Raw genomic sequence first — 17,383 nt, 5'->3', positions numbered from 1 at the left:
CGGCGCGGTCCCAATGGGCCGCGCCGTTTGCTTTACGGCAATGCGCCGTTGCATTGGTTCAGATGATTGACACAACAGCGCGCCGCTATCGACCATGAAGATCAAAACAAAGATCTTTTTGCTGGCGATCGTCCCATTCGTCGTAGCGATCGTAGGGATCGGCATCGGCGTGCGTCTGCAAGCGGCCGCGCTCGCCAAGGCCCAACGCGAGACGTTCGAGGCCGCCTATCTCTCGAGCAAGCGGACCGAACTCAAGCACTACGTCGATCTTGCCGTGACGGCCATCGAGCCGCTCTATAACGCTACCGGCAATGCGCAGGACGATGAGGCGCGCAAGCGCGAAGCGCTCGCCATGCTGCAGCGCATGGACTTCGGGCCCGACGGCTACTTCTTCGTCTACGACATGCAAGGCGATTCGCTGATGCACCCGCGCGAACCCGATCTCGTCGGCCACAACTGGTGGTTGCTTAGGGATCCTAAGGGTTCGCTGACGATTCAGCAGCTCATTTCGGCGGCCAATGCGGGTGGAGGCTACGTACGCTACCTTTGGCATCGTCCGTCCACGAATCGACTCGAACCGAAACTAGGTTACGTCGTACCGTTGCCGCGTTGGGGTTGGATGATCGGCACCGGTATCTATCTCGACGGCGTCACTGAAGCGCTGGCCCGAATCGATACGAGCGCATCGGCCAATATCACGCGCACGATGACGTGGATCGGTGCAATTGCACTGGCTGGGTTCGGCGTCATCGCCGCCTGTGCGCTATTTTTGAATGTTTCCGAATATCGCAGCGCCGATGCCAAGCTCAAGCGGCTGGCGCAGCAGGTTGTCGAATCGCAGGAGCACGAACGCGCACGGCTTTCGCGCGAACTGCACGACGGCATCAGCCAAATGATGGTGTCGGTCAAGCTGTTGCTCGAATCGGCGCTCGCGCGTCTCGAACATGCGAGCCATCCGGAGCGGCGCGTGCCGAGCGCGGAAGCGGCGCTCGGCACTGCGCTAACACGCCTTTCGCATGTGCTGCGCGAAGTGCGGCGCATTTCGCATGCGCTGCGCCCGTCGATGCTCGATGATCTCGGTCTTGCCGCGGCGCTCGAACAATTGACGCGCGAACTCAGCGAAGAAACGGGCATCGAGATGCGCGTCGAGACCGACGCCGCTTCGCGCGCGGCCGTGTTGCCGGCGGCCGTCAACACCGCCTTGTTCCGCGTTGCGCAGGAGGCGTTGACGAATATCGTGCGGCACGCGCAGGCTGCGCACGTGACGCTCGCATTCGTTGTCGCCGAGCACACGGTGACGCTCGCCATCGCCGACGATGGGCGGGGCTTCGACATCGAACGCGTGCAAGCCGATGCACGCGGCGGTATCGGCTTGCGCAACATGCGCGAGCGGCTCGAGGCCGTTGCCGGTACGCTGACGATAGCCTCGCAACCAGGACTTACGCTGGTCTCCGCGTCCGCGCCGCTCCCGCATCCGATACTCGCAAGGCCCATTGAACCTTCGCAGGACAAGCATCCGACATGAACGCGCCCGCTTCTTCCCGTTCCGCCAACATCATCCTCGTCGACGATCATCCGCTCGTACGCGACGGGTTGCGTCTTCGATTGGAGGGCGTGCCCGGCCTCATCGTGGCCGGCGAAGCGGGTAATGCCGAGGAGGCGCTCGCGCTCGCGCAAACGCTGTCGCCCGATCTTGCGTTGATGGATGTCGGCATGAACGGAATGAGCGGAATCGCGCTGGCCGGCGTGTTCCACGAGCGTTTTCCCGCGGTGCGCGTGCTGATGCTGTCGATGCACGACAACATCGAATACGTCATGCAGGCCGTGCGAGCGGGCGCGAGCGGCTACGTGTTGAAGGATTCGCCGGCCACGGAGATCGTGCATGCGATTTCAGCCGTGCTGCAAAATCGCACGTTCTTCAGCGCGGGCATCGCCGCCCGCATGATCCAGGCGAGCGCCATGCAGACACCCGTGGAGCGCCTCACCCCGCGCGAGGGCGAAATCCTCGATGCGCTGGCCGAAGGGCTCTCGAGCAAGCAGATTGCCGAGCGCTATTCGCTTTCCGTGCGCACCGTCGAGACCCACCGGCTCAACATCAAACGCAAGCTCGAAATCGAGGGGCAGGCCGAACTGATCAAATTCGCCGTCGAGCGACGCCGGCGTTGATCGACGCCGGCCCGGTGCCGGCTATTCGCTGCGCGCGTTGTGCGCGGTGAGGTATTTGATCAGGCCGTCGATGCCGCCTTGGGCAAGCTGCGCCTTGAATTGATTCTGATAGACCTGGATGAGCCACGCACCGGACATGTCGATGTCGTAGATCTTCCAGTCGCTGCCCACCTTGCCGAGACGGTAGCCCACCTGCTGGCTGTCGCCTGGCGTCGTAACCGTGGACGTCACGAACGCATCCGTAGGCGTCGCCTGCTCCGGCTTGAACGAAAACCGCGCATCCTGCGTGCCGAGTTGCGCCAGCGAGGCCGCGTAGGTGCGCGTCATCAGGACTTTGAATTGCTTCGTCAGTTCCTGCTGCTGGGCGGGCGTCGCCTGCTTCCAGGCATCGCCCACGGCAATGCGCGCGGTCCTCTCGAAGTTGGTGGCCGGCAGAAAGTGCGTCTGCACGATCTGCACGATCTTCGACATGTCGCCGCCGCGTGCGGCCGGGTCTTGCTTCATCGTATCGACGGTGCCGGTGACCGCTTGTCTGACGACGTCGACAGGCGCCGTCTGGGCCCATGCGGCTGCGCTTACGAATGCCGCCGTAAAGAATGCGAAGAGGTAACGTTTCATGGAAGGTAGGGACTCGATTGAAAGGGGATCGACAGCATCGCTCGTGCCTGAACTTGCACGAAAGACCGTTGGGCGAACCGGACGAAGTTGGGGACAGCGCGTCGGGAAGCAAGCCGGAAAAAACCCGCGAAGCGATTCCGTCAGCGACTCCGCCAGCGATTTCGGCAGTATAACGACCCTCGCCTGTGCATCCTCAGCTTCGACGCATGCGGTCGCCGTGCGGTTCCGCGCCGGCCTGCGAGGCAACCCGCGGCCCGAGCCCGTCCGCCGGTATACTTAGGCGTTTTGCTCCCTGCCTTCCCGCTGCCGGCCGATCCCGATTCATGCTGACGCCCCTCATTGTTCGTCTTGTTGCCTTCTCGGTGCGCCGACCCATATGGATCGTCGCGCTCTCGCTCGTGCTGGCGGCCGCAAGCGGCGTCTACATGGCGCAACACTTCAAGATCAATACCGACATCAGCAAGCTCATCGAAAGCGATCCGCAATGGTCGGCGCTCGGCGATGCGATGGACCGTGCCTTTCCCGATCGCAGTCAGACGATTCTCGCCGTGGTCGAGGCAGGCGCGCCCGAGATGGCCGACGCCGCGGCGGACGCGCTTGCCGCGGGCCTGTCGAGTCCGGCGCACCGCCCCGCGGTCGGGGCTGTCTCGCAGCCAGGCGGCGGTCCGCTGTTCGAGCACAACGGCATGCTGTTTTTGCCGACCGATAGCGTGGCAAGTACGACGGCGCAACTTTCGCAAGCCCGTCCGCTCGTCAATACGCTCGCCCATGATCCGAGCGTAACGGGCCTCGCCACGACGTTGTCGACGATGCTCGGCCTGCCGCTCGAATCAGGCCAGGTCAAACTTCCGGCCATGGCGACGCTGCTCACGCGCGCGGCCGATACGGTCGACGCCGTATTGGCCGGCAAGAACGCGGCGTTCTCCTGGCGGGCTCTCGTCGATGCCGATGCGGCGCATCAACCCGCGCGATCGTTCGTAACGGTGACACCGGTCGTGAACTACGGGGCGCTGCAAGCCGGTGCGCAGGCATCGGACACGATCCGCGCCGTGGCGCGCGAGCTCGACTTGCAAAAGCGCTACGGCGCCGTCGTGCGCCTGACCGGCGAGCAGCCGCTCGCCGACGAAGAATTTGCTTCGGTCGAGGACGGCGCGATCGTCAATGGCATCGGCACGCTGATCGTCGTGCTCGCGATTCTCTGGGTGGCGCTGCGCTCGAAGCGGATGATTCTCGCCGTGCTCGTGACCCTCGCCGTCGGTTTGCCGATTACGGCCGCGCTCGGCCTCATGATGGTCGGCTCGTTGAACATGATTTCGGTCGCGTTCATGGTCCTGTTCATCGGGCTTGGCGCCGATTTCGCGATCCAATACGGCGTCAAGTATCGAGAAGAGCGTCACCGCGACCCGCGGCTCGATCATGCGCTCGTCGGCGCCGCGCATTCGATGGGCCTGCCCCTCACACTGGCCGCCGCAGCTGTCGCCGTCAGCTTCTTCTCTTTTCTGCCGACGGCCTATCGCGGCGTTTCGGAGCTAGGCCTCATCGCGGGCGTGGGCATGATCGTCGCCTACTTCAGCACGATGACGCTGCTGCCCGCGCTGCTCAAGTTGATGGCGCCGCCCGGCGAGGCGTCGCGGCCCGGCTTTCCGCGCCTCGCGCCCGTCGACGATTTTCTGCAGGATCACCGCAAGCCGATCTTGCTGGGCACGCTCATCGTCGTGCTCGGCGCGACGCCGTTACTGCTGCATTTGCGCTTCGACTTCAACCCGCTTCATCTGAAGGATCCGACGACGGAATCGATGGCGACGCTGCTGTCGTTGAAAGACTCGCCCGAGGCATCGATCAACGATGTCGCCGTGTTGGCGCCCTCGCTCACCGCGGCCGATTCGGCGGCGCACCGCTTGAGCAGCGTGCCCGAGGTAGGGCGCGTGACGACACTCACGACGTTCATCCCGCCCGATCAACCGCAGAAGCTCGCGCTGATCGCGCAAGCGGCGCAAACACTGTTGCCCGCATTGACGCAGCCGAGCGCGCCGCCTGCCACCGACGCACAGCGCGTAGCCGCGTTGAAACGTGCTTCGAATCAGCTCGCGTATGCGGCCGACGATCATCCGGGCCCCGGTGCAAAAGAAGCCAAACGGCTTTCGGCATCGCTGGCGAAGCTGGCGGCGGCCGACGCGGCGACACGTGAGCGAGCCGAAGCGGCATTCGCGACGCCGCTTCGGCTCGCGTTGCACCAGCTCACGATGCTGCTGCAGCCGTCCGCGATTACGCGCGACACGCTGCCGCCGGCGCTCGTGCGCGATTGGGTCGCCCCCGACGGCCGCGCGCTTGTGCAGATCTCGCCACGCGTGCCAGCGGGCGTCGACGCGAACGACGACGCCATGCTGCGTCGTTTCGCCCATGCTGTAAAACAAGCGGAGCCCGGCGCGATCGGCGGCCCGATTTCGATCCTGCATTCGGCCGACACGATCATCAAGGCGTTTTTGCAGGCGGCCGCTTGGGCCGTGCTTTCGATCACCGTGTTGCTATGGGTCACGCTGGGTCGATTCGGCGATGTATTGCGTACGATGATTCCGCTGCTCGTCTCTGCGTTGGTGACGCTCGAGCTTTGCGTCGTGTTCGACATGCCGTTGAACTTTGCGAACATCATTGCGTTGCCCCTGATGCTCGGCGTCGGCGTCGCATTCAAGGTTTATTTCGTGATGGCATGGCGCTCGGGGCAGACCAGCCTGCTCGCCTCGAGCCTCACACATGCGGTATTGTTCAGCGCAGCCACGACGGCCACCGCATTCGGCAGCCTGTGGCTCTCGCACCACCCCGGCACGGCGAGCATGGGCCGGCTGTTGGCGCTTGCGCTGTCTTGCACGCTCGTCGGCGCCGTCGTCTTCCAGCCCGTATTGATGGGCAAACCCCGCGCCGCGCGCACCCAAGAGAAAGAACCAGAAGGAATCGATGGATAACCTACGAACCTCGGCCGCGACGTTGATCGCCGCGGCGCTTTTGGTCGGGTGCGCGAGCCCGGACAAGCGGACGGCCGGCGACCCGTTGGAGCCGATGAACCGCGCGATCTTCAAGGTCAACGACACGATCGATCGCACGGTTGCCGTCCCTATCGCCAAGGGATATCAAGCGGTCACGCCGCATCCGTTGCGCACCGCGATCAGCAACTTCTTCTCGAACCTGGGCGACCTGAACAATATCGCGAACGAGTTGCTGCAACTGAAGATCACCGATGCCACGGAGGATTTGATCCGCTTTGCGATGAACACGACGTTCGGCATCGGGGGCCTCATCGATTTCGCCACACCGGCCCGCCTGCCGAAGCATCATCAGGACTTCGGCCTGACGCTCGGGCATTGGGGCATCCCGTCTGGTCCTTATCTGGTGCTGCCGATTTTTGGGCCTAGTTCGTTCCGCGACGGCGTGGGGCTTGCCGTCGACACGCGCTTCAGTCCGCTGATCTACGCGCCGGCAGATTCGCGCAGGCCGCTCTACGCGTTGCAGTTCGTCAGCGCTCGATCCGACATGCTAGGCGCGACGAACATTCTCGAACAAGCGGCGCTCGATAAATATTCGTTCGTGCGCGATGCGTACACGCAGCAGCGCCGCGCCGCGCTCGGCGCCGATTCGGGCAAGCCGCCTGCGCTGCCGAATTACGGCGACGACGACGAAAGCAGCGCAACGCCGGCCGCGCCGAACGGGGCAAGCGCGGCAGCACCTGCCGCCGCGGCTTCGGCGGTCCCTCCGATCAATGCGCCCGCGGGCGCACCGCCTTCGAACGGCGAAGGCAATAAACAATAGAAAGCGGATAGACCTCGACCATGTTTCACACGGCTTTCTTCCAGGGTATGTTGGGCTCCACGTTGCATGCGCTCGATCCTTATGCACTCGCCGGCATTGTCGCGGCGCTTCTCGTGGGCGGTATGGTGAAAGGCATCGTCAGTATCGGCGTGCCGCTCGTCGCGATGCCGATTCTGAGTCAAATGATGCCCGTGAAGCAGGCGGTGCTGCTGCTGTCGATGCCCGTCATTCTCGGCAATATCCCGCAGGCTTTGGAAGGAGGCGAGACGCTCGCCACGGCGCGGCGCATTATCGCGCCGCTGGTAGGGACGGTGCTCGGCAATATCGTTGGCGTGTCGATTCTGATATCGCTCGAACCGCATCACGCGCAGGCCGTTGCAGGCGGCCTCCTCGCGTTTGCCGCGCTGTTGCTGCTTGCATCGCCGAAGTTTTCGCTCGCGCCGGTGTGGGTCCGACCGGTCGGCTTCGTGCTCGGCTTCGGCGCCGCCCTCATGGAAAGCATTGCGTCGATTCCGGGGCCGCTGCTCGCGATTTATCTGATCTCGTCGGGTGCGCGCGGGAAAGTCTTCACGAAGCAAATGGCCATCATTCTCGTCGTTTCGATCGTGACGCTGTTGCTCGCGTTCAAGAGCGGCGCTCATGCATCGAGCACCGACCTGCTCATCTCGGCCGCCGCGAGCATCCCCGTGATCGCGGGCATGGTCATCGCGCGGCCACTACGGGACAAGCTGCCGCCGCACGCGTTTCGTATCATCGTCTTGCTGTTTGTGCTCGGCACCGCGGTGCAGATGATTCGTAAAGCAATGGGGGCGTAGCGATAGAGGAAAGCCCGCGCAGACAACCTGCGCGCAATCCAGGATCACGTCCATCGATATCGCGCTAACCGACGCGACGATATTCGTCGACGGGCATCGGCCGGCAATAGACTCACGCTCCGCAAAAATTACTTAATCAGCACAGATCACGCCACGATTCAGCAGATTTTTCTGAGATTTCACTGTTTCACTCACTAACGCCTCAGATAAAACGCTTGTTTCGAGCGCAGCGCTTACGTTGAAAGAATCGACTATCGATTTTGTCATGGAGGTCAATTAAAATCACCGCCTCGCTTGCGCTGCCGATAGCGCACACCCGATGCTCTAAAGGAATGGCGGAATGACGTCGAATACGCTTCTCAATGCGCTCTATGACGGGGCGGCCGGGCGCAATCGCCTTATCAAGCTCGACACACCGTTAGGTGCCGATTGGCTGGCGCCGCTGCAAGTAAAAGGCAATGCCAGGCTTGGGCGCGATTACGAATTTATCGTCGATGCGGCCTCGATCCACGGCAACGAGATCAAGCTCGATGCACTGATCGGCCAGGCTGTCACGCTATGGCTGCAAAAAGCGGACGGCGGCTATTTGCCCTATCACGGCTATGTTCACGCGTTCAGTCGCCTGGGAGCCGATGGACCGCTTACTTACTACCAATTGCGGTTTTCCTCGTGGATGTATTTTCTTCGCCTTCGCCGTGATATGCGCGATTGGCAAGAGCAAACGGGCGAGCAAATCATCTCCGACGTGTTCGACCAACATCCGCAAGCGCAAGGCGCCTATCGATTCGATCTGCGCCAGCCGATGCCGCAGTATTCGAATCGTGTGCAGTGGGAATTCGACTGGAACTTCGTGCATCGCAGCCTTGAAGAAGCGGGTGTATTCGGCCGTTTCGAACAGGCGCAAGATGGTAAGTCGCACACGCTCGTATTAACGGACGACGCGTATTTGATGCCCCAACTCGAAGCGAAGACTGTCGGGTTTCGTCGCACGGGCTTGCGCGAGGAAGTCGATGGCCTGACGCAATGGAAAGAGCAGCAACAGATTCAAAGTGCGACGCTGACGACGCGCACCTTCGATTACAAGCGGCCCGATTTGCCGAAGGCAGTGACGAGCGCGATCGACAAACGCGAAGCCATTCCCGCGCAAGGCGAGGTGTACGACTACACGGGCGCCTATACGTGGGGCGTACGCGACCACGGCGATCATCAGGCGAGCGTGCGCACTGAAGCCTGGCAGTCGCAAGCGAAGCGTTATCACGGCATTGGCAGCTTGCGCACCGCGAGCCCCGGCTATTGGTTCACTTTGACGGGCCACCCCGTTCACGATCGCGAGGCCGAGCAAGACCGCGAGTTCGCCATCATCGGTACGACCTGGACGATCCGCAACAACCTGCCCGGCATGGACGGTGTCGCGGACTTCCCGGAAAGTCTGCAGTCCGAAGTCAATCATGCGGCGACGGCCGGCATTGGCGGCGCAACGGTGAAGCATCCCGACGGCAGCGAAGGCTTCTTCCAGGTCGAGATCGAGGCGCAGCGGCGCCGTACCCCCTTTCGCAGCCCGCTCGAACATCTGAAGCCCGTCATGCAATTGCAGACGGGCATCATCGCAGGGCCGAACGACGAGGAGATCTATACCGACGCGCTCAATCGCGTGAAAGTCTGGTTTCCCTGGAATCGCCGCAACGAAGGCGACGAAGGCGCATCGGTGTGGGTGCGTGCCGCCTTCCCCGACGCGGGAAGCGATCGCGGCGGCCACTATCCGCTCAGAAAAGGCGACGAGGTGATTGTCGGATTCATGCAGGGCGATTGCGACCGCCCCGTGATTCTGAGCCGCATGCACGGGGGCGCGACGCCGCCGGTCTGGCATACGAACGGTTTGCTGTCGGGCTATCGATCGAAGGAGTATGGGGGCAGCGGGTTCAATCAACTCGTGATGGACGACGCGACCGGGCAAAACCGCATCCATCTTTATTCGACGAGCGCCGATTCGCATTTGCATCTCGGCTATCTCGTCGATCACACGAACAATACGCGCGGCGCGTATCTCGGCAGCGGTTTCGATTTGAAATCGAATGCATACGGCGCCATTCGGGCCGGGCAGGGGCTATACGTTTCGACGTATGGAAAGGCGTCGGGCAGCCAGCCGCTCGACGTCAGCGATTCGCAGCGTCAGTTGATCAACGCGGAAAGCATCGTCGAATCGCTGTCGCAAGCCAGCGAGCAGCACCAGGCGGAAAGCCTCAAAGACGGCTACGACGCGATGCGCGCCTACACCGATGCGACGCAAAGGGCCGTGGCGGGCTCGGCATCGGGCGACGGTCGCACGGCTGGCGGCGGAACCGGCAGCGCGAACGGCTTCGATCAGCCTGTCATGCTGTTCGGCAGTCCGGCGGGCATCGGCTTGTCCACGCAACAGTCGGTGCATGTTGCGGCCACGGACCACGTGAATTTCGCGAGCGGCCAAAGCCTTCATATCGCGGCCGGGAAATCGTTGCTTGCGAGCGTCGGCGAGAAGCTGAGCTTGTTTGTGCAGAATGCCGGCATGAAGTTGTTCGCGGCGAAAGGCAAGATCGAAGTTCAGTCGCAATCGGACAACATCGAACTGAGCGCGCAAAAGGGCGTGAAGATCGTGTCGTCGACCGATTCGATCGAGATCGCCGCCGATCAGGGCATCCTGCTGACCAGCGGCGGCGCCTACATCAAGATCGCGGGTGGCAACATCGAGATTCATGGGCCCGGCACGGTCGATGTCAAAGGCGCACAGCGGCTTTTCAACGGCCCGGCCAGCATGGGCTATCCCCTGCCCTCTTCCCGGCCCGATGCGCCGGGGCAATTGGAGCTGGTGCACAAGTATGCGAACGAAGCGGCTGTGAAAGGCGGCGCGTTCTCCGTATTAGACGCGAGCGGCGCGTTGTTGAACAAGGGCGCGCTCGATGCGGCCGGGCACACGATCGTCAGCGGGCTGCCCTCCGGTGTCGTGCAGGTCAGATTCGGCGACGATCCGCGCAAGCAGGATCAGACGGCGAGCAAGTTCAAGACGCCGAAATGGCCGGCTGCGGAGCAGGCCAATAGTGGCGATGCGGCTGCCAGCGCTGATAGCGATGCCGCAGCCGGCATTGCGGATTCGCTCGGCGGCTTGATGCCGTCTGCAAATGGCGCGGCCGCCGCCGCTTCCGGGGCGGGCTCGGCCTCGCCTGCGTTCGGTGGCGCGTCGTCGTTGGTGGGAACGGCCATGAGCCAGGGGTCGAGCTTCGCGGAGCAAGCGATGGCCAAAGTGCTGCCCACCGGAGCCCAAAGCGTGCTGTCGCATGCGGGTCAGGTTGGCGCCGCCGTTCCGGCGATCGGCCATCTGCTTCAAGGCGGGCTTGGGGGGCTCGGTGGGCTCTCGATGCCGAAGTTGGGTTGATCAAGATCACCTACGTCGATCGTTTCGGAACTGAGCCGCAGCCTTCGTGCACGTGGGAATGAGAAGCGCGGAACCTACCGGCGTCGATCCGATTCGCCAGCTCGTCGAACCCGCGCAAATGATCGAACTGTCATCGATAGTCGCAATTTGCGACATCCAACCTTCGTATAATCTCGCTCACAACAATTCCGGGAGCCTTCGTCATGAAAAACGTCATTCGCGTCGGTGATCCGACCAGCCACGGCGGCAAAGTGATAACAGGCGCGTCCGATTTCGAGGTGGACGGCATCCCCGTCGCATGCGTCGGCGACACTTGCACGTGTCCGATGGACGGACATCAAAACTGCACGATCGTCGAAGGCGATTCCGAATTCGTCGTCGATGGCCGCGCCGTTGCATTCGACGGTCACAAAACGAGCTGCGGCGCTGTGCTTCAATCCACGGCCAAGGGCTTCGGCGGGAGTTAGGCTGAAGCTCATTGCGTCCTGATGCGCCCGGTACGTTGCTGCCAGCGTTTTCAGGCCGCCATCAAGAGATGGCTGTCCGAATGCAGATCAGCTGAAACCCGGTAGTGGCGCAAGTAGCGCGGGCCAGTCAAACCGCCCTCAATGCGCCTGCACGAAGCAATGCCGCACGGCCGGCCACGAGCGACGATCGCGCGGCGCGCGCATCGAAGGCCAGACGGATCAATTCCGGCAATTGCGCAGGCGCACCGGCAAGTTCACGCAAGATCGGCGCGAGTGCGGTCGTGCCATCGTCACGCAGCCCGGCCGTCGCGGCCGGCGGCAAAGTGCGCCATGCCGGGTCGACGATCGCCCGGCAAACGGCGAACGGCAGCCCTAGCGCGCCGGCGTGGGCTGCAGCAATGTGCGATTCCATATCGACAGCCAGCGCGCCCGTCGTTCGATGCAGTGCTTCTTTCTGCTCTCGCGTGATAACAGGCGCTGCGACCGCCGCGAGCACGCCGCGCTCGATCGGCGTTGCGGGCAGCGCGGCGCGCAGCGCCGATGCGATGCGCTCGGCCCAGGCGCGATCGGTTGAAGCGCGGCCCGAAGGTCCTTCGATAGCGTCGGCAACGATCAGGGTGCCCGGCGACAAACCCGGGGCAAGGCCGCCTGCGGTACCGAAACTCATCACGCCCGACGCGCCACGCGCCAACGCCTGCCGCAACGCATGTTCGAGCCGGTCGGCGCGCGCCGCATAGACGACTTCGACGCCCGGACCGCGCGCGATGCGCGCTTCGAACGCCATGCCTGTCACTACTACGAGCGGCAAACCCGCAGCGATCGCCATCAAAGTCCCACGATTACGCGCACGCGGCCGTCGCGCTTGAGGTTCCGGTAACGCGCCAACGCCCACAGCGGAAAGAATTTGCGATAGCCGTGATAACGCAGGTAGAACACGCGCGGGAAGCCGGTGGCCGTGAAGCGCGTCTCGTCCCACAGGCCATGGTCCCGCTGCGTCTTCATCAGGTATTCGATACCGCGCGCGACAGCCGGCTCCTGAACTGCGCCCGCGGCCATCAAACCGAGCAGCGCCCATGCTGTCTGCGAGGCCGTGCTCGCCGCCTGTTCATAGCCGCGATAGTCGAGCTTATAGCTCGTGCCGTCCTCGCCCCAACCGCCGTCTTCGTTTTGAATCGAGATCAGCCACGCTACTGCGCGCTTGATCCTCGCGTCGTCATGCGCGAGGCCTGCGGCGTTCAACGCGCACAGCGCGGTCCATGTGCCGTAGATGTAGTTCATGCCCCAACGACCGTACCAACTGCCGTCGCTTTCCTGCTCCGCGAGCAGGTAGTCGTACGCGCGACGCGCCGGTTCGCTGTTGCCCGGCAATTCGCCGAGTTGAGCCAGCATCGACAGGCATCGCCCCGAGACGTCGGCCGTCGGCGGATCGAGCAAAGCGCCGTGATCGGAAAACGGGATGTTGTTCAGGTAGAACTGCGTGTTTTCGGGCTCGAAGGCGCCCCACCCGCCATCGCTGCTTTGCATACCGACGATCCATTCGCGCGCTCGCGCGATCGCTTCGCGGTCGACGTTCGAGCGCGTCAGCGCCGCCGCGCGGTGCATCGCAGCCGCCACCACAGCCGTGTCGTCGACGTCGGGGTAATACGGGTTGGCGTACTGGAATGCCCAGCCGCCGGGCCGTACGTCTGGACGGCGAGAAATCCAATCGCCGCGTACGTCGAGCACTTGCAGCGGACGCAGCCACTGCAGACCGCGCAGCGCGGCCTCCTGAGCACGCGCCTCTTCGGTTTCGAGCAACGCATGGGCAGCGAGCGACGTATCCCAAACGGGCGACAAGCAAGGCTGGCAGTACGCTTCTTCGTCGCCGACGGCGAGCAGCTTTTCGATCGACGCGCGCGCGATCGCGCGGTTCGGGTAGTCGGGCCCATAGCCGAGCGCGTCGTACATCATCACGGCATTGGCCATCGCCGGGAAAATCGCGCCCAAGCCGTCTTCGCCGTTCAAACGCTCATCGACGAATGCCACCGCGGCCGCAATCGCGCGCTCGCGCGTCTTCTTCGGAAACAGCCCATCGACGCTGCGCAACACCGTGTCGACGACGCGGAAAAACGCGAACCAGCCTCGGCTCTGATGTCCGGCGCGCGGCAGCAAGCCCGTCGCCGAGGGATCGCCGAGAAAGAGTTCGTCGATGCGAACGCCGCGCGGGTTCTTCGCAACGGGGCGCCGCGCATTGAGCACAAGCAACGGAACGATGACCGTACGCGCCCAATACGACACTTTCGAAAGATGAAACGGAAACCACTGCGGCAGCAGCGTGATTTCCACAGGCATCATCGGCACCGCGCTCCAAGGCACGACGCCGAACAACGCGAGCAAAATCCGCGTGAACACATTCACGGCTTGCGCCCCGCCTGCACCGAGAATCGCGGCGCGGGCGCGCTGCATATGGTCGGCATCCTCGCGTTCTCCCGCCATCTTCAACGCGAAATACGCCTTGACGCTCGCACTGACATCCATCGCGCCGTCGGTGAACAGCGGCCAGCCGCCGTCGGCCAGCTGAATTCGACGCAAGTAGCGCACGATCTTCCGTTCCAGCTCGACGTTCGGCGTTTCACCGAGATAGTGGACGAGCAAGATGTATTCGGCGGGGATCGTCGCGTCCGCTTCGAGCTCGTAGACCCAATGCCCGTCGGGACGCTGGTCGGCGAGGATGGCATTCGTCGCGCGCGCAATGGAGACGTCGAGCGCGGCGCGCGTATCGGCCGCGCCGGGCAGGCTCGAAGCCGTCATCACGGCGGACGGGGCGGAAATGTCGTTCATTGGCATCTCTAATGCGTTGAAGACGAAGCACCGGGCTTCGTCCGTCGAATTCTCAAACTATTGCGAACCGCCCATGCTGCGAGCGTCAGGCGCCGCGGCCACGACCTCGCATGCGATCTGCCAAACGTGCGCCGTCCGGTCAAAAGAACGCGTAGCGCGCCACGATCCACAAGAGCCGCAGACGCGGCTTCGCCACGGGCGTACGGGGCACGTCGAAGCCACGTTCGAGCGTGCGTTCGAGCAGGCAGCGATAAACGCCGGACATGATGCGCGGAGCGCGCACGACGTTGCGTGGCGAGGCGTCCATGATTGCGTCGGCACGAGCGAAATGCTCGAGCGCGCGCTGCGCCAGCGTCGCGCAAACGCGCGGCAGCGACGGGTCGTCGGCGATCGCAATCGGGTTCGTGGCCGCGATACCTTCACGCGCAAGCAACTCTCGCGGCAAATAGCACCGGTTGATCGCGGCGTCTTCGTCGATATCGCGCAAGATGTTGGTCAATTGCAGCGCGCGACCCAGATGGTGCGACAGCGTATGCCCTGCCTCGTCGTTCATCCCGAAAACTCTCACCGAGAGGCGGCCCGCGGCGCTTGCGACGCGGTCGCAATAAAGGTCGAGCGTGGCTTCGTCAGGTGCGCAAATATCGGCCGCGGCGTCCATCGCCATGCCGTCGATCATCGCGTGGAAATCGTCGCGACGCAGACCAAACGCGCGAATCTGGCGCGCCAATGCAGCCAGGCCCTGGCGCGGCTCGCCGTCGTAGCACGCGTCGATGTCGGCGCGCCAACGCTCGAGCGCGGCACTGCGCTCGGCACGCGGCGCGTCACTGTCGGCGATGTCGTCGACGGCGCGGCAGAACGCGTAGATCTGGAACATCGCGTCGCGCTGCGCAGCAGGCAGGATGCGCATGGCGAGGTAGAACGAACTGCCCGACGTCACGGCTGCGGCTGCGGCGTCGGGTGCTGGTTCGTCCGCGACGAGATTTGAAACGGCCAAGGCGAACTCCGCTGTGGCGCCCCTGCAGGGCGAATGAAAATCGTTGCTGTACCGTTGCCGATTGCCGCGGGCCGCGAGGACACCGTCGCGCGTGCGCGCAACCCGCATCGTACAACTGGCGGTGCGACGCGCCGGCAAGGGAGCCGGAAACGGCCAAAAGTATACCAACGTTTCATTTGGCGCCGCTCGCGGCCCCGCAGTTGCCGATTCAGGCCCTGCGTGCAAGAGGGCCACTCTACGCTCAGGCGAGTGCGACCGAGCGGTTCCGCCCTTGACGTTTGGCGCTGTACAGCGCGGCGTCGGCTTCGTTGATGAGCACTTCGTAGCTCGGCAGCCCTGGGCGCGCCGCCGCGCCGCCGACGCTCGCCGTCACCGGCACGCGCACGCCGTCGGCCTCGACGGGCGTCTCGCTGATCGTCAGGCGGATTTTTTCGGCGACGATCATCGCATCGGCCAACGGCGTACAGGGAAGCAGCAACGCGAACTCCTCGCCGCCAAAGCGGCCGAACGTGTCCTGCACCCGCACGGCGTCCGCGACGCGTTGCGCCATCACGCGCAGCACCGTATCGCCGACAGCGTGACCGAAGCGATCGTTGATGTCCTTGAAGTGATCGAGATCGAAGAGCAGCACCGAGAGCTCGCCGCCGTACCGCTGCCAACGCAGGAATTCGTCGCGCAACCGCGTTTCGAAGAAACGCCGGTTCGCGATCCCCGTCAGGCCGTCGCGGTTCGCGTACTCCTGCAGCTTTTCGACGGCTTCCTCGCGTTCGCGCTGCACGACGCTGACGTGCGTGACGTCGGAGATCGTGACGCAGACGGCGACAACTTCCCGCCCGCGCGTTAGCGGCATGAACGTGCAGTCCTGCTGCATGAAGTCCACGCCGCCCGTGATCGGCCGATCATGATCGAACTTGAACAGATAGGGACGTTGCTCCCACGAGCTGAATGCGAAGCTGCCGAGCTGAAAAACGCTTTCGATCTTGCGGGACAGCCACACGCGCGGCAATTCGGGAAACGTATCGAAGATCGACCTGCCGACGACGACATCGGCCGGCTGCCCGCTGTGGTCCTGCATGAACCGGTTCCACATCAGCACTTTCATGTCCCGATCGAGCACGAAAATGCCAAAACCGACGCGCTCGATCACCAGATCGCTGAGGGATTGCTCCATCGTGTCGCTCATAGGCTGGACAGGAGCGCATCGAGCGCTTCGTTCATTCGGCGAATCGAATCCTCGGCCATCAGCATGACGAGGTGCGCGCGAAACGTCTGATCTTCGAGCGCGAAATTCACCTCCAGCAGAAGGGCGACCTTCCATGCAACCACGTCGGCCTGAAAGACATCCTCGAGCGCAATCTTTTCGCCGAGCAAACCGGGAGCCGAAAAAATCGGCGTGCGGTCGAGCTGATTGAGGATGCATGAGACGCATGCGCCCGTCAGCACATTCGCCACGTCGAACATGAGCTCTGACTGGCTCACGGAATCGTAAGAAGAATTGACGTACGGATCGTTGACGAGCGAGCAGAGATGGCCGACCCCGCTACTGCGGCAGATCACGAGCGCCTCGCCTTTGATGTCGGAACGGAAGCCTTGTCGGACCGCCGTTACGCTTTCGTCGATGCCCGTCATCTCCCGCAACGTGCGCGCCGCGTCCTCGGCGCCCACGACGCGAACGCGCGGCACGGACAACTCGATGAACGTATCGAGCAGCCGCGCGAGCCGGGTCGCGGCCTGTCCCATCGCCAGGTTGGCGATTTCCTGCAAGGCGTCGCGCTGCTCTTCGCTGAACACGTGCTCACGCATACAACCCGTACTCCTTGAGGATGGGCAGGATCGCCTCGGGGGTCACGGGCTTGGCGATGAAAGCGGCGGCACCCAGCGCGCGCACGCGCTCCTGAGCGAGCGGCTGCACGTCGGCCGATACGACGATCACAAACGTATTCAAGTCCTCGTGCTGAAGCGCTTCCAGCACCTGGTAGCCCGTCATGTCCGGCATCGTCAGGTCGAGGAACATCACCGACGCTTTGCCCTCCCGGTACAGTGCGAGCGCCTCGCGACCGTTCGATGCGTACGCGATGTCGACATCCCAATCGGCCGGCAAGGCTTTCGTCAGAACCTTACGGGCAAGCAGGGAATCATCGGCGATCACAATCGGCAGAGGCATGGCGGGGTGCGAAAAACGAAAACGGTCTATATCGGGTTAACGGCGGCTCGGAACCCTTTCTTTAGCAGGACTGGAGCGTGTCCACGGGCAGCGTACGCAAAGCGGTCGCGATCCAGTCGCTGTCGACCGATG

Annotated in this window: 14 protein-coding genes; 7 read left to right on the top strand and 7 right to left on the bottom strand. The window is 63.4% G+C overall.

Annotated features, from left to right (window positions below; genetic code table 11):
- The first annotated feature begins 94 nt into the window (after positions 1-94).
- Entirely contained in the window at positions 95-1,525 is a 1,431-nt protein-coding gene (locus C0Z19_RS08210; protein WP_102609299.1) for a cache domain-containing protein, read from the top strand.
- Entirely contained in the window at positions 1,522-2,166 is a 645-nt protein-coding gene (locus C0Z19_RS08205; protein WP_102609298.1) for a response regulator, read from the top strand. The genes C0Z19_RS08210 and C0Z19_RS08205 overlap by 4 nt, the downstream gene beginning before the upstream one ends.
- Positions 2,167-2,187: 21 nt before the next feature.
- Here the strand turns inward: C0Z19_RS08205 and C0Z19_RS08200 are convergent, their stop codons facing one another.
- Positions 2,188-2,784 (bottom strand): MlaC/ttg2D family ABC transporter substrate-binding protein, encoded by a 597-nt coding sequence (locus C0Z19_RS08200; protein WP_102609297.1) that lies wholly within the window; start codon positions 2,782-2,784, stop codon positions 2,188-2,190.
- Between the two features lie 323 nt (positions 2,785-3,107).
- Between C0Z19_RS08200 and hpnN the strand changes: the two genes are divergently transcribed.
- The 5 genes from hpnN (at position 3,108) to C0Z19_RS08175 (ending at position 11,273) form a co-directional block, all read left to right on the top strand.
- A complete protein-coding gene (hpnN, locus tag C0Z19_RS08195; RefSeq protein ID WP_102609296.1) occupies positions 3,108-5,744 on the top strand; it encodes a hopanoid transporter HpnN in 2,637 nt (878 codons plus the stop codon).
- Positions 5,737-6,585, top strand: coding sequence for an MlaA family lipoprotein (locus C0Z19_RS08190; RefSeq protein ID WP_102609295.1), 849 nt, complete (start codon positions 5,737-5,739; stop codon positions 6,583-6,585). The genes hpnN and C0Z19_RS08190 overlap by 8 nt, the downstream gene beginning before the upstream one ends.
- Before the next feature lie 20 nt (positions 6,586-6,605).
- Entirely contained in the window at positions 6,606-7,400 is a 795-nt protein-coding gene (locus C0Z19_RS08185; RefSeq protein WP_102609294.1) for a sulfite exporter TauE/SafE family protein, read from the top strand.
- 340 nt (positions 7,401-7,740) lie between these two features.
- Complete coding sequence (locus tag C0Z19_RS08180; RefSeq protein ID WP_102609293.1) at positions 7,741-10,806, top strand: type VI secretion system Vgr family protein; 3,066 nt, start codon at positions 7,741-7,743, stop codon at positions 10,804-10,806.
- A 203-nt stretch (positions 10,807-11,009) separates the two neighbouring features.
- Positions 11,010-11,273 (top strand): PAAR domain-containing protein, encoded by a 264-nt coding sequence (locus tag C0Z19_RS08175; RefSeq protein WP_102609292.1) that lies wholly within the window; start codon positions 11,010-11,012, stop codon positions 11,271-11,273.
- A gap of 127 nt (positions 11,274-11,400) precedes the next feature.
- Here C0Z19_RS08175 and C0Z19_RS08170 read toward each other — a convergent pair whose 3' ends face one another.
- The 6 genes from C0Z19_RS08170 to C0Z19_RS08145 form a co-directional block, all read right to left on the bottom strand.
- A complete protein-coding gene (locus C0Z19_RS08170) occupies positions 11,401-12,099 on the bottom strand; it encodes a phosphorylase (protein ID WP_102609291.1) in 699 nt (232 codons plus the stop codon).
- Positions 12,099-14,093 carry a squalene--hopene cyclase gene (gene shc, locus C0Z19_RS08165; RefSeq protein ID WP_102609290.1) on the bottom strand — a complete coding sequence of 665 codons (1,995 nt, stop codon included), beginning with the start codon at positions 14,091-14,093 and terminating at the stop codon, positions 12,099-12,101. The genes C0Z19_RS08170 and shc overlap by 1 nt, the downstream gene beginning before the upstream one ends.
- A 139-nt stretch (positions 14,094-14,232) precedes the next feature.
- Positions 14,233-15,087 carry a presqualene diphosphate synthase HpnD gene (hpnD, locus tag C0Z19_RS08160; protein WP_102609368.1) on the bottom strand — a complete coding sequence of 285 codons (855 nt, stop codon included), beginning with the start codon at positions 15,085-15,087 and terminating at the stop codon, positions 14,233-14,235.
- A gap of 241 nt (positions 15,088-15,328) precedes the next feature.
- The gene (locus C0Z19_RS08155; protein WP_102609367.1) at positions 15,329-16,258 is read right to left on the bottom strand and encodes a GGDEF domain-containing protein; all 930 of its coding nucleotides are present in this window, start codon (positions 16,256-16,258) and stop codon (positions 15,329-15,331) included.
- 8 nt (positions 16,259-16,266) lie between these two features.
- Positions 16,267-16,890 carry a chemotaxis protein CheC gene (locus tag C0Z19_RS08150; protein ID WP_102609289.1) on the bottom strand — a complete coding sequence of 208 codons (624 nt, stop codon included), beginning with the start codon at positions 16,888-16,890 and terminating at the stop codon, positions 16,267-16,269.
- Positions 16,883-17,251, bottom strand: a complete 369-nt coding sequence (locus C0Z19_RS08145) for a response regulator (protein ID WP_102609288.1) — start codon at positions 17,249-17,251, stop codon at positions 16,883-16,885. The genes C0Z19_RS08150 and C0Z19_RS08145 overlap by 8 nt, the downstream gene beginning before the upstream one ends.
- Positions 17,252-17,383: the final 132 nt, after the last annotated feature.

This window comes from Trinickia soli (assembly GCF_002879855.1).
Lineage (GTDB): Bacteria > Pseudomonadota > Gammaproteobacteria > Burkholderiales > Burkholderiaceae > Trinickia > Trinickia soli.
This window is presented reverse-complemented; position numbering and strand designations above follow the sequence as displayed.

Bases quoted from the DNA above. Each gene is read 5' to 3' on its own strand.
- C0Z19_RS08170 (WP_102609291.1), bottom strand. From the start codon at position 12,099: ATGGCGATCGCTGCGGGTTTGCCGCTCGTAGTAGTGACAGGCATGGCG.
- C0Z19_RS08190 (WP_102609295.1), top strand. From the start codon at position 5,737: ATGGATAACCTACGAACCTCGGCCGCGACGTTGATCGCCGCGGCGCTT.
- C0Z19_RS08180 (WP_102609293.1), top strand. From the start codon at position 7,741: ATGACGTCGAATACGCTTCTCAATGCGCTCTATGACGGGGCGGCCGGG.
- C0Z19_RS08175 (WP_102609292.1), top strand. From the start codon at position 11,010: ATGAAAAACGTCATTCGCGTCGGTGATCCGACCAGCCACGGCGGCAAA.
- hpnN (WP_102609296.1), top strand. From the start codon at position 3,108: ATGCTGACGCCCCTCATTGTTCGTCTTGTTGCCTTCTCGGTGCGCCGA.
- C0Z19_RS08145 (WP_102609288.1), bottom strand. From the start codon at position 17,251: ATGCCTCTGCCGATTGTGATCGCCGATGATTCCCTGCTTGCCCGTAAG.
- C0Z19_RS08205 (WP_102609298.1), top strand. From the start codon at position 1,522: ATGAACGCGCCCGCTTCTTCCCGTTCCGCCAACATCATCCTCGTCGAC.
- C0Z19_RS08150 (WP_102609289.1), bottom strand. From the start codon at position 16,890: ATGCGTGAGCACGTGTTCAGCGAAGAGCAGCGCGACGCCTTGCAGGAA.
- shc (WP_102609290.1), bottom strand. From the start codon at position 14,093: ATGAACGACATTTCCGCCCCGTCCGCCGTGATGACGGCTTCGAGCCTG.
- C0Z19_RS08155 (WP_102609367.1), bottom strand. From the start codon at position 16,258: ATGGAGCAATCCCTCAGCGATCTGGTGATCGAGCGCGTCGGTTTTGGC.
- C0Z19_RS08185 (WP_102609294.1), top strand. From the start codon at position 6,606: ATGTTTCACACGGCTTTCTTCCAGGGTATGTTGGGCTCCACGTTGCAT.
- C0Z19_RS08210 (WP_102609299.1), top strand. From the start codon at position 95: ATGAAGATCAAAACAAAGATCTTTTTGCTGGCGATCGTCCCATTCGTC.
- C0Z19_RS08200 (WP_102609297.1), bottom strand. From the start codon at position 2,784: ATGAAACGTTACCTCTTCGCATTCTTTACGGCGGCATTCGTAAGCGCA.